17 protein-coding genes and 1 pseudogene are annotated in these 13147 nt (G+C 33.5%); 4 read left to right on the top strand and 14 right to left on the bottom strand.

Features of this window, described 5'->3' with window-relative positions; translation table 11 throughout:
* Nucleotides 1–16 precede the first annotated feature (16 nt).
* The gene (locus RCG20_RS00260) at nucleotides 17–175 is read right to left on the bottom strand and encodes a hypothetical protein (RefSeq protein WP_308182245.1); all 159 of its coding nucleotides are present in this window, start codon (nucleotides 173–175) and stop codon (nucleotides 17–19) included.
* Nucleotides 176–272: 97 nt separating this feature from the next.
* Nucleotides 273–917 carry an HAD family hydrolase gene (locus tag RCG20_RS00255; protein ID WP_308184430.1) on the bottom strand — a complete coding sequence of 215 codons (645 nt, stop codon included), beginning with the start codon at nucleotides 915–917 and terminating at the stop codon, nucleotides 273–275.
* Nucleotides 918–1352: 435 nt separating this feature from the next.
* Here RCG20_RS00255 and RCG20_RS00250 point away from each other — a divergent pair, with 435 nt between their 5' ends.
* From RCG20_RS00250 to RCG20_RS00240, 3 genes are all read left to right on the top strand, one after another.
* Entirely contained in the window at nucleotides 1353–3011 is a 1659-nt protein-coding gene (locus RCG20_RS00250; protein WP_308182244.1) for an AMP-binding protein, read from the top strand.
* Between the two features lie 581 nt (nucleotides 3012–3592).
* Nucleotides 3593–4297 (top strand): DUF421 domain-containing protein, encoded by a 705-nt coding sequence (locus RCG20_RS00245; RefSeq protein ID WP_308182243.1) that lies wholly within the window; start codon nucleotides 3593–3595, stop codon nucleotides 4295–4297.
* Between the two features lie 384 nt (nucleotides 4298–4681).
* On the top strand, nucleotides 4682–5107 hold the full coding sequence (locus tag RCG20_RS00240) for a DUF5661 family protein (protein ID WP_308182242.1): 426 nt from the start codon (nucleotides 4682–4684) through the stop codon (nucleotides 5105–5107).
* Between the two features lie 750 nt (nucleotides 5108–5857).
* Here the strand turns inward: RCG20_RS00240 and RCG20_RS00235 are convergent.
* The 7 genes and pseudogenes from RCG20_RS00235 to RCG20_RS00205 all read right to left on the bottom strand — a co-directional run bounded on the left by RCG20_RS00235 (nucleotide 5858) and on the right by RCG20_RS00205 (nucleotide 9335).
* Nucleotides 5858–6151, bottom strand: coding sequence for a hypothetical protein (locus tag RCG20_RS00235; RefSeq protein ID WP_308182241.1), 294 nt, complete (start codon nucleotides 6149–6151; stop codon nucleotides 5858–5860).
* A gap of 269 nt (nucleotides 6152–6420) precedes the next feature.
* A complete protein-coding gene (locus RCG20_RS00230) occupies nucleotides 6421–6801 on the bottom strand; it encodes a VOC family protein (RefSeq protein ID WP_308182240.1) in 381 nt (126 codons plus the stop codon).
* Between the two features lie 85 nt (nucleotides 6802–6886).
* Nucleotides 6887–7399: pseudogene (locus tag RCG20_RS00225) on the bottom strand (SRPBCC domain-containing protein).
* Between the two features lie 29 nt (nucleotides 7400–7428).
* A complete protein-coding gene (locus RCG20_RS00220; protein WP_308182239.1) occupies nucleotides 7429–7773 on the bottom strand; it encodes an ArsR/SmtB family transcription factor in 345 nt (114 codons plus the stop codon).
* Between the two features lie 348 nt (nucleotides 7774–8121).
* Nucleotides 8122–8544: a hypothetical protein gene (locus RCG20_RS00215; RefSeq protein ID WP_308182238.1), complete on the bottom strand. Its 423-nt coding sequence runs from the start codon at nucleotides 8542–8544 to the stop codon at nucleotides 8122–8124.
* A 165-nt stretch (nucleotides 8545–8709) separates the two neighbouring features.
* Nucleotides 8710–8898, bottom strand: a complete 189-nt coding sequence (locus RCG20_RS00210) for a cold-shock protein (RefSeq protein WP_308182237.1) — start codon at nucleotides 8896–8898, stop codon at nucleotides 8710–8712.
* Between the two features lie 242 nt (nucleotides 8899–9140).
* Nucleotides 9141–9335: a hypothetical protein gene (locus RCG20_RS00205; RefSeq protein ID WP_308182236.1), complete on the bottom strand. Its 195-nt coding sequence runs from the start codon at nucleotides 9333–9335 to the stop codon at nucleotides 9141–9143.
* A 204-nt stretch (nucleotides 9336–9539) separates the two neighbouring features.
* Between RCG20_RS00205 and RCG20_RS00200 the strand changes: the two genes are divergently transcribed.
* Nucleotides 9540–10067: a hypothetical protein gene (locus RCG20_RS00200; protein WP_308182235.1), complete on the top strand. Its 528-nt coding sequence runs from the start codon at nucleotides 9540–9542 to the stop codon at nucleotides 10065–10067.
* Between the two features lie 234 nt (nucleotides 10068–10301).
* On the opposite strand, the gene RCG20_RS00195 is transcribed toward RCG20_RS00200, so the two are convergent.
* The 5 genes from RCG20_RS00195 to RCG20_RS00175 form a co-directional block, all read right to left on the bottom strand.
* A complete protein-coding gene (locus RCG20_RS00195) occupies nucleotides 10302–10595 on the bottom strand; it encodes a hypothetical protein (protein ID WP_308182234.1) in 294 nt (97 codons plus the stop codon).
* A gap of 378 nt (nucleotides 10596–10973) precedes the next feature.
* Nucleotides 10974–11309: a VOC family protein gene (locus RCG20_RS00190; RefSeq protein WP_308184429.1), complete on the bottom strand. Its 336-nt coding sequence runs from the start codon at nucleotides 11307–11309 to the stop codon at nucleotides 10974–10976.
* A gap of 278 nt (nucleotides 11310–11587) precedes the next feature.
* Complete coding sequence (locus RCG20_RS00185) at nucleotides 11588–11977, bottom strand: YybH family protein (protein ID WP_308182233.1); 390 nt, start codon at nucleotides 11975–11977, stop codon at nucleotides 11588–11590.
* Between the two features lie 178 nt (nucleotides 11978–12155).
* A complete protein-coding gene (locus RCG20_RS00180; RefSeq protein ID WP_308182232.1) occupies nucleotides 12156–12539 on the bottom strand; it encodes a hypothetical protein in 384 nt (127 codons plus the stop codon).
* Between the two features lie 50 nt (nucleotides 12540–12589).
* Nucleotides 12590–12808 (bottom strand): hypothetical protein, encoded by a 219-nt coding sequence (locus RCG20_RS00175; protein ID WP_308182231.1) that lies wholly within the window; start codon nucleotides 12806–12808, stop codon nucleotides 12590–12592.
* Nucleotides 12809–13147: the final 339 nt, after the last annotated feature.

The following is a 13147-nucleotide window of genomic DNA, read 5'->3' as shown; positions in this document are numbered from 1 at the left end:
TTTGTATGAAAATTAATTACTCCTTTTTAACACTGAATTCCTTAATTTCATCTAACTTCTTTTCTATTTTATTTAAACTATTCTTTGTTTCGTTAAAATAGTGAGCAACTCTTGATATTAAAAATACAACTAGTACAAAGAAAACAATGTTTAATATAGCCCCCATAAGATCCATTTTTATCCCCCTTTTAAATGATTTATTCCAATACATAATTAAAAAAACCTGCCGGCTGGTAAAAAATCGCCGGGTGGCAACTTATGCATTAAACACTCTATATACTAAGTTCTGTAAGGAATAGATTAAAATCATTTATATTACTATATATTTCATCTGGTTGAACACTAAACTCTATTGTCTGGTAATTTGGTAACCATTGCACTCCAATGGTATGGATCATTGCATGTTTACCGGCCAATATATCAGCATCACTATCTCCGAGGAAAATAGCCTCATCATGGGATACCTTTAGCTGTTTCAATGCTCTATTTATTCCCTCGGGATGTGGCTTTGGTAACTTTACATCATCACCAGTGATCACAACATCAAAATAGTGATCCATCTCAAGACATTTTAAAGAGATATCAAGACTTCTTCTTGCCTTACCAGAATAAATCCCTAGTTTATACCCTTCTTTTTTTAGTCTCCTTAATAAATTATTTATTTTCTCATTTTTCCGAACTAAGTTTTGGTGTTCACCATTGTATTTTTCATAAAATAACTCTATTGCTTTTTCATAATCATTATTCATAAGGTTTTTTCGAATTATCCCTGTTTCCGAAGGGCCAAACATAGCCTTTATTTCTTCAGAAGTTAACTCTCGATTATCAAATTCTCTAAAAACAGCTTGAAAAGCAAAGAAACAAACCGGTAATGTATCAGCAAGTGTGCCATCAAAGTCAAATATTACTGCTTTAATTAAAAACACATCCTTATCTTTTTCTTCTTACATAACTATTCTTCAATTTGTAAAAAATCCCCTTCTTTAAACAATCTGCTTTGTTAGTGCAAAACCTTGACAAGTTCTTCTTATTTTCTTAAACGGTTAAAACAGCACATTATAGGGCAGTGATACGTTCTATCCTATCGGAAGATGGGTGCCCACTACTTGAATTACAAGGAGTAAAGGTTTATGAACAGACAAAATTGATTCAAGAATCTCTTGAAAAATATCTGGATAAAAAAGGGCTATCCATACTTGTGCTGTATATTTATAGCCATTTGCTGAAATTAGAGCTGTAATTCATTTTTATTTAAATATTTTGAATATTACGGCGAGGTATTTTATAATAAAAAGGAAAGCGGTTTAAGTATTTAGAGGATGGTGGGTAGGTACATATTATAGGAGGTCTATATGATTACGTTAAAACAGCAAACTATTGGCCAACTTTTACACGAAGCTGTAAAGAAATACAGCTCAAAAGAAGCATTAGTCTATTCACAAGAGAACATCCGTTATTCGTACCAACAGTTTTATGATGAAACGACGAAGCTGGCTAAAGCTTTATTAGGTTTAGGTATAAAAAAAGGTGAAAAAATTGCAATATGGGCGACAAACGTACCTGAATGGGTATTACTTCAATTTGCTTCAGCACGAATTGGTGCTATTTTAGTGACTGTGAATACGAGTTATCAATCAACTGAATTAGAGTATTTATTAAAACAATCTGACGCCACAACCCTTTTTTTAATTAATGGATTTAAAGGCACCTCTTACATCAACACCATTCACACTGTTACAAATCATAAACTTTTAAAATCAAAACCTGGCGAACTTCAACTAGAACATCTTTCATATTTAAAAAATATTGTCTACATTGGCAGCGATGAAACACCGAATGGTATGTATAGTTGGGGCGAGATAAATTCTTTAGGTGAAGCCATCAACGACCATCAATTAGCAGAGATTGAAGCAACCTTAACATATGATGAAGTCATTAACATGCAATATACATCAGGTACAACAGGATTTCCAAAAGGCGTTATGCTTACACATAACAATATTGTTAATAATGGTTATCTTGTTGCAAATGCGATGAATTTAACTGACCAAGATAGACTCTGTATTCCAGTTCCATTTTTCCATTGTTTTGGCTGTGTCATGGGGACACTTGCCAGTGTTTCAGTTGGTGCGACAATGGTACCAATCATTGAATTCAACCCAAAAGTAGTATTGAAAACCGTAGAAAATGAAAAATGCACCGCATTACACGGTGTACCAACCATGTTTATAGCTGAATTAAATCTTGATAATTTTAAAGAATACAATTTATCCTCCCTTCGTACTGGTATTATGGCGGGTTCTAACTGCCCTATTGAAGTAATGAAAAAAGTCATGAATGAAATGGGAATGAGTGAAGTGACCATTGCATATGGACAAACGGAGTCATCCCCTGTTATCACGCAAACAGTCACAAATGACCCAATTGATCGTAAAGTGAATTCTGTTGGAAAGGCCCACCCATTTACCGAAGTTAAAATTGTTGACCCCTTAACTGGTGAAGAAGTTCCAGTAGGTGCCCAGGGCGAATTATGTACTCGTGGATACTTAGTAATGAAAGGCTATTACAAAATGCCTGAAGCAACTGTGAAGGCGATTGATAAAGATGGATGGCTTCATACAGGTGATTTGGCAACAGTCGACCCAGATGGCTACTTTGAAGTAACTGGAAGACTTAAAGATATGATCATTCGTGGTGGTGAAAATATTTATCCACGTGAAATTGAAGAATTCTTATATTTGCATGAAGGCATATTAGATGTCCAAGTCGTAGGAATCCCTGATGCTAAATACGGCGAAAGAGTCGCTGCATGTATTCAAGTCAAAGAAGGCTATCCATTATCAGAAGAGGACGTCAAAGACTTTTGTCGAGGAAAACTAGCATTTTACAAGATTCCTGAATATATTATGTTTGTTGATCACTATCCAATGACAGCCTCAGGTAAAATTCAGAAATATAAACTGCGAGAACAAGTAAATCAATTTGCAGGTGATATTGGGAAATCAAGTTAATTCGATTGAAGTAGGATCTTCGCTATATTTCAAAAACGACATTGATGTCGTTTTTTTTAGCTAATAGTAAAGTATAAACTTTTTTCAAAGTTTATACTTTACTATGTCGCATAAGTGCAACTAGGCCATTATATTATTAAATGGAGACCTGTATTCTTACTGGATTTGGATAATTAATATAAAAATCTTATGTACTTTTGATACCATTCACCAAGCTTGAAATTAAACTGATATATGAATAAAGTATATAATTACAATCTCTCTTCCAATCCGGCCCGGTTGTTGAAGAATTTGGAGTCATCAACATCCTTTTTCCCCTAAGAACCACATACATTAAACCGCCAATTCGTCACATGTTTTACCTGGACCGCTACTACTTTTAACCGTTTTAATACATACCGGTAACGAAATTGGCATAGTTATCAATCCTCAGAAATTTTATATTCATGTATTCTTGAAAAGGTAAAAATGACATAGCACTAACTGGCTGCTTCCCTCTTTAAATTTCTCATTGATTGTGGGTTATTAAAACAACATCGGTGTTAAACTAAGTCGTAGCTTGGGTGAAGGATGTGTCTTACATGGATTTTTTTCAAAGCCAGGAAACACTCACTACCCTTGAGTGGATTCTTCGAGCAGTTGTTGCTTTTTTCATTTTATTAATTGTTGCTAAAGTCTTAGGTCAACGTGCGATCTCCCAATTAAGACCCCTTGATTTCGCCATTACCTTAGTCATTGGAAACATTATTGCCCATCCACTATCAGACGAGCATCTTGGGCTAAAAGGGTCTATCATTTCAACGGTTGTATTGGTGATCTTGTATCTTGGCGGTATTTTTATGATTCTTAAATGGCCATGGTTTAGAAAGCTAATCAATCATGCACCAATTACGATTGTTCAGAACGGAAAAATCCTTTATAAGGGATTAAAAAAGGCAAGAATAACTATTGATGTGTTATTGGAAGAATTACGGGAAGAAAAAGTAGAAGATGTGAAAAAAGTAGCCTTGGCGATTTGGGAATCAGACGGAAAATTTTCGGTTTTTTTAGATCCAAAATACGAACCTCTAACACCTTCATCCATTCAGATGGGAATAGAGCCTTTCGATTTCCCAAGAACGATCATTAAGGAAGGTAAGATAAATTCCAAAGAGTTAAAACAAATTCGGAAGGACGAAGGCTGGGTTGTTTCTAATTTAGCAAGTTTATATCAGACCGATGTAAAAAATGTTCTGCTTGCCACCCTTGATAGGAAAGATAATCTTAAGGTTTTTTTATATAAATAAATCATATCAGGACCTAAATATACCCAATTATACAGGTTGATTTATGTATCTATATAATGAAATGAATTTTTTCATTTAAGACTGCATCTTTCACCTTATATAGGCTATTCACTCTCTTCAGCAAAAGGATAATGGATAAAGGAAACGCCAAATAAACCCTATCCTTTCAATAGGGGTTTATTTGGCGTTTCCATTAACTGTGACATCATCAAGGTGAACGTTTCGAGCTTCCATCAGAAGCAGACTCGCTTCTACTCGATTAGTATTAATAAGCCAAGGTGTATTTTTTGTGAAATCATTGTTTGTTTAGTTTTTAGGATTACATGCTCATAAACCAGCAATTAACATATGTTATTGGTAACTACTGTTTTAGGAGTGAATTATGTGTACTACTACTATAATAATTTTCCGTATATGAATCCCTTCATTAATTATTCTAACTATGGTATGGATTTTACTCGTTTATCAAATAGAAATTTACTTAACAAATATCCAACTAGGTTTACAACTAATAATATTGAATCAAATAGTTTAAATAGGGTCAGAACTAGCTTTTCTAAAGAGGAAGCAGCAGCAATAGCCTTACTTTTAGGTATTGACTTTACTAAAAGTAAGTTTAATTTAGATGAGTTTTGGATGGGAGTAAATACTGAACTTGAACACGGAAAACAATCCAGCCAAACTAATGTTACCGGGGATGACCCTCTAATTACTGGGAAAATTGCATTGGCACATCTTAACGAGTTTCCAGATTATTATAAAAGATTAAAAGTTTTCGAGGAGGAAGCAAAAAAATATTGGAACAAATAATTACCCCTTTATAAATGTGTATCGTTTTGTAAACCTAAATAAAGTTTTTTTGATTTTCATTGTTAATTTCTTCAATTCAATGGTTTTGGTTTTGAAGAATTACACTTAAACAAACGGGAGTTTTGGTTGTATAAAAATCGATTTAATCAACAGTTGTCTGTTGGCTTTTTTATGTCGCATCTGGAAAGTCATGGATAATATAATGTATTAATGTGTATTGATAAATATTAGTGTTGCCTCTTTAGCAACTCATTTAGGGCGATTCTTTTTCTTCACAATTGAAACTGAAATCCATACGACAAAAGCACTGATAAAAGCTACAAAAATAGGTACAAAAGTATTATTAACCAATGAGAATCTCCTTTCTAAACGTTATATATATAATTTTAACAAAAATACAAAATACTTGATATTCAAAAAAGGAAATTTATATGAGAATTCTATTTTTCTCACAAACAAAAATAATGTATTCAATTGAAAATGTAGATAAAGTGGATAAAGTAGCCTGAAAAGATGAGATCTGATTCTTTAAATAATGCACTCTTCAAATTTGTAACTGAATCGATTATGAAGTGCAAAATTACAATTAACGGCTGAAATCATAATAGAAGTAGCACCCGAATTAGCAAGTAATTAACAATAGAATTTAGAATTGATATAAAAATGTTCGGAGCGTAAAAGCTCTGAGCATTTTTATATATCGGCTTCTTGAACTAAAGTTCCCGTTAATTGAATAAGATATTTTTCTTATCAGGATGCCTTTCTTTTTTCCTTTAGGAGTTTGATATTAATTTTCATAATTTTTAAAGATAAAATAGAGCTCTTAATTACAATGAGTGCAAACCTTATCCAGACATATAATATAACTGTGCCTAGAAGAAAATTTCCTATTTTCCCCCAACCATTGTTCCAAGGTAACAAAGACGCAATAAATGATGATGTAATTGCAAGCACAGCAAAGGAAAAAAACCACCATAGTAATTTGCCAATCAACCTGTATTTATCTTCTTTTAACCTACCTTTGCTAGATAATAAATCATTCATAAAAACATCTACTTTCTTTTTTGATTTTTTCTAAATTAAAACAGGAAAAACCTCCAATATTTCTGTACTTAAGAGGTTCAACCAAACTCTTTATATGATCCTTCTTCTAGCACTATACTACCTGTTGAATAAGAAAAGGGCTTTACTCCTTTTTGGAGTAAAGCCCCCCGTTACTTTAAGTGTAAATCTTCATAATCTGTTTCGTAAATCAAACAAGCAAATAGGCGATGCCTTTATTCAAGCATCGCACTCGTATATTTAATATAAATTCACTTTTTTTCCATTACTGCAAAGTAATTATTTTCACTATCTGCAAAATTAAATACCCTACCTGAAGGCATATTTACAATTTCTCCGACTGTAACGTTTTTGTTTGATAAGTCACTATATAGATTATCAAAATTTTTTGAGAAGAACATTAAAGAAGGTGTTCCAAGATTTAAATCAGGCGACATTTTCGCAACAAATTCCTTATTATGGAGAATAATGCTTGTTTCAGCTTCTTTAGTTGGAGCAATTTCAATCCATCTCATACCTTGACCATTGTCTTCCTCTGAAATTACACTAAACCCTACTTTTTCTGTCCAAAACGCCTTTGCTTCATCTTGGTTATTAACATACAACATGATTTGACCTACATTACTAATCATTGATATTTACACTCCTTTATATAATTAATTCCAATACTTAATAATTCTAAACTTTTCTAACGCTAAAATCAGCATTACAGTAACTCTACTTCAACGACTCCACAAGCTCGTTCAAACGGTCCCAAGTTTCGGTGATGCCCTGCACTATGCCCATGTCCGTGACGGTCTTAAGTGCCTCTTCGGAAATATATTCTCGGTTTATAAGCTTTGTCTTTCCACCCAAATCGATGAATTCCAATTTGATCTCGGTCGACGGCATGGAGTCATTCAAATTACCTTCGGCATCCGAAAAGTAATCGGTGTAGACGATCTTCTCCAGCTCGATAATTTCCTTATAAACCCCTTTGCCCCAGGATTCCATACCAAAAAATTGACCCTGATTCTGATCGACACACTTCATACAGTAGTGCCAAACGCCTCCTGGTCGGAAATCGACAGTGCAGACTATAATCTCCCAGCCCCTCGACCCCCACTAGCGTTTCAGATGCTCCGGCTCTTTAAACATGCTGAATACGAGATCGCGTGGAGCATCGAAAACGCGCTCCAGTACCAATACCCGATCGTTCTCCACTCTCGATACCAATGAGTTGTTTGACATCGTAATTCCTCCTTGAACGTGAAATGATTTTATGATTTTTCCTTGTTTTGCAATTCCTTCAAATAATCATCTAGATTGTCGAATCTTTCTTGCATCACGCACAGGAAGGACTGTATCCAAGAATCCAGCGCTTGGAAAGGCTCGGGCCGAAGCTTGTAGATACGGCGGTTAGCTTCGGCCTGCACTTTCACAATCCCGTTGTCGCTTAACACTTTTAGATGCTTCGAAGTTTGGGGCTGCCTCAATCCCAACTGGTCTGCGATTTCCCCAACGGTCAGGGGACCGTCACGCAAGAGTACGACGATATTCATACGATTTGGTTCAGACAAAGAGCTCAGCGTCCTCATGTTCACGTCCGGAATTTTCCCTGACATGTTGCTCACCTCGTCAAGTGATGGTCTCCGGTTAAAGCACATCTACATCATCACAAGTATTATCGTCCTGTTGAATTGATTATATCCTTCGAGGAATATTCTTGTCGAGGAATATTAAAAAACTAAAGTGATACCGGATCAGTGTGAATTCACAGAATCCAATCCTTCATAGGTTGAGTGAAAGTATGTTCTATTCATTTCATCCCGATTGGTACTTTACTCTTATTAGCAATCTATTCTTTTGAGAAAAGGCACCGGCTGCTTTCAATAAATTAAAAAATCCGATCTCAAATAGTAGATCGAAGAAAACGTTTTATTAAACTATAGCCTCCGTTAATGAAATAAGGATTAAATTTCTTCTTGATATATTTCTGATTTTATCGGCTTTAAATTCATAGGTATTTTAAATTCCCGAAGACTTTCAATATGATTTAAAAAATTATCTATATCATCATAATCCATTGACCATTCTTCTACTTTTAACTTTTTTAATTCGCTTGTTGGTTTATATAAAAATTCACAATGTAGTTGTTCCATATGAGAATGGTCATCTTCTTCAAAAACAGTAAACTGACGTACAAAATCAAAATGAAATAGTTCATTTCCAGTAAAATCATATACACCACATTGAAATAAAATTTCTTTTTCTTCTTCTCCCTCAACCGCCTCTTTAGAAAAAGCCTTAAATGCTTCCCAAAAATTTTGTATATCTTCGGTATCATCACCAATCTTATTTTTAAAATAACTTTCAGCATTATTTACTGTAAGCATTACAACACCTCCTATTTACAATTTCACCAATTCTTATTCTATTATTCAATTGCGATAGCAACAGAACGGAACAATCCTGACCCGTTAATCGAATAACAAAGAACGGATTGCTGGTGTAACCCCATTCTTAAACTCTTGCTCCCGTTCGTAGCTTATAAATAGTTATTAGTCAGAAATAATAGTTACATTCTTCGCAACCTTATTTTGATCAAGTGAACCTGGGTTTTCAACTAACTCGAACAATAACCTTTGCCCTTGTTTAAGGAATCGGAAACCATTTGGAAACCTTACTTTATCAGGTGTAATTTGGCTAAAATGAACAAAGACATGATTTCCATCTTCTTCGTCAAGCATAATACGTCCATATCCTTTTTCTTCCTTAAATCATTTTACTATTCCTTCCCGTTTCAAATTTGTTCTCCTTCCTTCTTACATTAGTCTTTAACAAAACTGATCTTCGCAGAATAAGAAAATAGCGACACCTTATTGAAGTATCGCCCCCGATGGTTCAAGTGCTTAGTTTCATAAACTCGTTTTAGAAGGATAAATGACCTACTATATCAAAATAATAAAAAGCTATGTATCTATATTAAAAATCATTTTTTTGGTGAAGTATTTCTTTTTATTGTATCAATTATTGCAATGGTGCAAGCAACAACAATTCCACATAAGACTGATATTGCAAATAAAACAGCAGAATCACTTTCCATATTGTTTGTAAGATTAACTGTACCAAGTAGAACTATGATTACTGTAATAATACCTGCTAAAATTGACATTATTAATGTCATAAAAGCCCCTCCTAAAATCCTCTAATGCATATATTTTTCTCCTTTAATAATTTTATCATTTTTATAACATATAGCTTACAAATTCAAAACAAACCTTATTTTTAATAAAATTTTAAAAAAACAAGTTTACTATAAAAAATGTAATACAGAACGGCATTAGAATGATTTTTATTGCTGTTTTAAATAAAAAAGGAGTTGCATATTATGACAAAAACATCGCGAGAATATATTCTCCCATTTTTAACTTTAATCGTTGCTTATGAATGGCTTATTTCATCGATAGACAAAATGCTAACCAAAAATTATGTTTCAGCATTTCGTTCACAATTATCACAAGGGATCTCTGATATTCAAATTCATCCCTACGCTAACTTAGTAAAGAGTATAGGACTTCCTCAATATCATTTATTAAGTATGGTTGTTATGATAGCAGAGCTATTTGTTGCATTGTCATTTATTGTTTATGCCGTTCATAAATTTATGGGGAAAAGTAATAAAGGTATCTGTCGAATTACTTTTATTGCTTCAATCGTTGCAGCATTTATGAGTTTAAATTATTCCATTCTTGGAGGCGACACTTTATTTGCGGATCCTGCAAACGCATTTCAAGAAGGTATATCAATTGATTGGATATTCTTCTTATTTGAAACAACGTTAGCTTTCTATTTTTACTCACAAATAAAAATAATAAATTCAATTGAAAATGTAGAAAAAGTGGATAAAGCAGCCTAAAAAGATGAAATCTGATTCTTTAAATAATGCACTCTTCAAATTTGTAACTGGTTCGATTTTGAAGTACAAAATGACAATTAACGGCTGAAATCATAATAGAAGTAGCACCCTAATTATCAGGAAATCACCAATAGAATTGGTAAAGAAAAATGTTCGAAGCGTAAAAGCTCTGAACATTTTTCTTTATCGGTTTCTTGAACTAAAGTTCCCCGTTAAGAATAAGTTTTTTTCTTATCAGGATGCTTTTCCTTTTTCCTTTAGGAGTTTGATATTAATTTTCATAATTTTAAAAGACAAAATAGACATCTTAATTACTATGATTACAAACCTTATCCAGACATATAATATAATTATACCTAGAAGAAAATACCCTATTTTCCCCCAAATATTGTCCCAAGGTAACAAAGACGCAATTAAAGTTGATGTAATTGCAAGCACAGCAAAGGCAAAAAACCACCATAGTAATTTGCCAATCAACCTGTATTTATCTTCTTTTAACCTACCTTTGGTAGATAATAAATCATTCATAAAAACAACTACTTTCTTTTATGATTCTCTCTAAAATAAAAACAGGAAAAAGCCTCCAATATTTCTGTACTTAAGAGGTTCAACAAACTCTTTAAATAATCCTTCTTCTTGTACTACTGCCCATTGAATATGAATAAGGCTTTACCCCTTTTTAAAAGTAATGTCTGAGCTTCAATCGCTTAAATAAATATCGTCCCTTTCCGGCAATTTTTATTTGGTATAAATCCAATCAATGAATAGCTCAGTTTAAATCCGCCATAAAAACCCCATTTTTTAAACTAAACTGCTAGTTAATGGAACAACAAAAAAGGCGCTACTTATTATTAAAGTAAAGCACCAGTTTTTGCTTTTTTTGTTTAAACACCGGAGTGTTGGCGTTCAACCTTGCGGAATTTTGCTCATATCCATGTACAACATGTTCCACCTATGACCGTCCGGATCAGCAAAACCGCAGCCGTACATCCAGCCACCATGTTCGCCTGGCTTGCTGAATACAGTGCCACCGGCACGTTCGGCTTTCAAGGCGATCTCATCAACTTCATCCCTGGAGTTCGCACCCAGAGAAAATAACACTTCAGTACCCTGCTGCGAATCCGCAATAGTATTCCCCGTAAAACCGCGGAACGCGGATTCTGGGAAGAGCATCAAAACAACGTGATTGTCTCCGACGATCAAGCTGAAAGAGCCATCTTGACTTGCATACTGCTCATTCAGCCGGAAACCAAGCTGCGTATAAAACGCCTTTGCCCGTTCTGGTTCTCACACTGGAAGGTTCAACCATAATTTTTTCGACATACCTAACAACCTCCTAATATATAGTTGCAGTGATTAACTATCCCCTATAAATTTAATGCTTATTATAATCTTTTCTTCTTGTTTGGATATAAAATCCTTATTCAACTACCCGACCTTTACTTGAATAAGGAAAAAGCGATACCCTTTGTTTAAGTATCGCACCCTTTCGGTTAAGTACTTCACAATCATTTTAATGTCTAATTATTAATTAATTCTGTACCATATGAGTTATCAATTGCACAAAGCCATTCCCCTTGTGAATTTTTCTTAAACACATATGTTGCCCTTCTATCCATTGAATACTCCGAATCCTCTTTATCAGCTTCAAGTAGTGTCTGAGATAAAACTAAAGCAGTATCGCCTGCTTCTAAAATAATCATTTCCCCTTGTGTTGGTAGAATACTGTTATTAAAATATTTCGCAATTGCAATAAATGCTTTTTTAATTTCCTCTTTGCCACGTGCAATCATTCCGGGTTTTACAACTAAAATTGCATCATTAGTATAGTAATTCATCAAAGTATCAAAATCTTCTTGCTTTATTGCAAGGTCACACTTTTTAATAAACTCTTTTAATTCGTGTTCCATAATTATGTTCCACCTCGAAATTTTTATATTAGATAAATTCTACTTCATTAATATCTGTTGAACCATCTTTTTATTAATGCTTCTTGTTGTGCTAAATTGCTCCGTTACTTGAAGGGGAAAAGATCATATATAGCCTTTTTCTTTTACCTATCATAAAAGAAAAAGGCTATATTTTAAATTATTCTACTGTTTGAAATGGCTTAGATTGAATCACTTTCATCATTTTCATACGAGCAAATCGCTCATCTAAATTATTTTCAAGTATCCATTCATGATGTATTTCCGCATTCATTGGCTTATTCTCAACAGAAATACCTTCCCATTCAAAATCTACAGAAACATTTATCGTGTTATCTACATTTTCTGTAACTGAGAAGTTTTTCGGATAATGTCCGCTTTGTTTTACTTGATTCGAAATAGTTACTAACCATTCATTAAATCCTTTTAATGTATTAACTTTAGAAGTCGTACTTAAATTCAACTCAAATTGATCTGCTAATAGTTCTTTGAATTTGTCACTGTTCACAGATGCTGTTTCCATTAAATATAACCAGTAATGCATAAATGATTTTGCTCTATTTTCTGCATAGGCAGATTTAAATTGTGGATTTTCTACGTACCTGTTGGTTCTAAATGTACATTTGTAAAAAGAGGTAATTCGTTATCTCGAAGTTTCAGAATTGTTGAATAATGAATTTTATAGCTGTATCTACTATTTTCTGGACGTATATTTTGATAAAGAATATCAGCTTCTAATGAAAGTTCCACATCGTTCAACTGATTGATTGATGTCTTTTCAACATGATGTGCATTTTGCCATCCTTCAAACATTTTTAATCTATCTTCTAAACCAATTTTACCTTTCGTAGTTCCAGCTTGAGATGAAATTTCAATTTCATCCTCTAAAATGTCTAACTGGTTTTCTAGACGAGCTTTGTTAAGCGGAACTTCATATACTTGATACCAACGATGATATTGTGTTAAAGCTAAATGATTATTTTAAATTGCTTGAAATTTATTCATGATTTTAATTCTCCTTCACTATCTAAATCGCATTTATTTCCGTATCTTTCCTTGATAAAAGTATCAATCCTTACACATTCACAATAATAGATTTACCGCCGCATTTTAACGAAAATATACGCTAAGGAACTATCGGCTTTTTGTTAT

This window comes from Neobacillus sp. PS3-40, from assembly GCF_030915485.1.
Classification (GTDB): domain Bacteria; phylum Bacillota; class Bacilli; order Bacillales; family Cytobacillaceae; genus JAUZPL01.
This window is presented reverse-complemented; position numbering and strand designations above follow the sequence as displayed.

Excerpts from the sequence above, each read along its gene's own strand:
- RCG20_RS00220 (WP_308182239.1), bottom strand. The coding sequence starts at position 7,773 with ATGTCAGGGAAAATTCCGGACGTGAACATGAGGACGCTGAGCTCTTTG.
- RCG20_RS00250 (WP_308182244.1), top strand. The coding sequence starts at position 1,353 with ATGATTACGTTAAAACAGCAAACTATTGGCCAACTTTTACACGAAGCT.
- RCG20_RS00230 (WP_308182240.1), bottom strand. The coding sequence starts at position 6,801 with ATGATTAGTAATGTAGGTCAAATCATGTTGTATGTTAATAACCAAGAT.
- RCG20_RS00175 (WP_308182231.1), bottom strand. The coding sequence starts at position 12,808 with ATGTTTGAAGGATGGCAAAATGCACATCATGTTGAAAAGACATCAATC.
- RCG20_RS00195 (WP_308182234.1), bottom strand. The coding sequence starts at position 10,595 with ATGAATGATTTATTATCTACCAAAGGTAGGTTAAAAGAAGATAAATAC.
- RCG20_RS00205 (WP_308182236.1), bottom strand. The coding sequence starts at position 9,335 with ATGACATTAATAATGTCAATTTTAGCAGGTATTATTACAGTAATCATA.
- RCG20_RS00185 (WP_308182233.1), bottom strand. The coding sequence starts at position 11,977 with ATGGAACACGAATTAAAAGAGTTTATTAAAAAGTGTGACCTTGCAATA.
- RCG20_RS00210 (WP_308182237.1), bottom strand. The coding sequence starts at position 8,898 with ATGCTTGACGAAGAAGATGGAAATCATGTCTTTGTTCATTTTAGCCAA.
- RCG20_RS00180 (WP_308182232.1), bottom strand. The coding sequence starts at position 12,539 with ATGCATTACTGGTTATATTTAATGGAAACAGCATCTGTGAACAGTGAC.
- RCG20_RS00260 (WP_308182245.1), bottom strand. The coding sequence starts at position 175 with ATGGATCTTATGGGGGCTATATTAAACATTGTTTTCTTTGTACTAGTT.
- RCG20_RS00200 (WP_308182235.1), top strand. The coding sequence starts at position 9,540 with ATGACAAAAACATCGCGAGAATATATTCTCCCATTTTTAACTTTAATC.
- RCG20_RS00245 (WP_308182243.1), top strand. The coding sequence starts at position 3,593 with ATGGATTTTTTTCAAAGCCAGGAAACACTCACTACCCTTGAGTGGATT.
- RCG20_RS00235 (WP_308182241.1), bottom strand. The coding sequence starts at position 6,151 with ATGAATGATTTATTATCTAGCAAAGGTAGGTTAAAAGAAGATAAATAC.
- RCG20_RS00215 (WP_308182238.1), bottom strand. The coding sequence starts at position 8,544 with ATGCTTACAGTAAATAATGCTGAAAGTTATTTTAAAAATAAGATTGGT.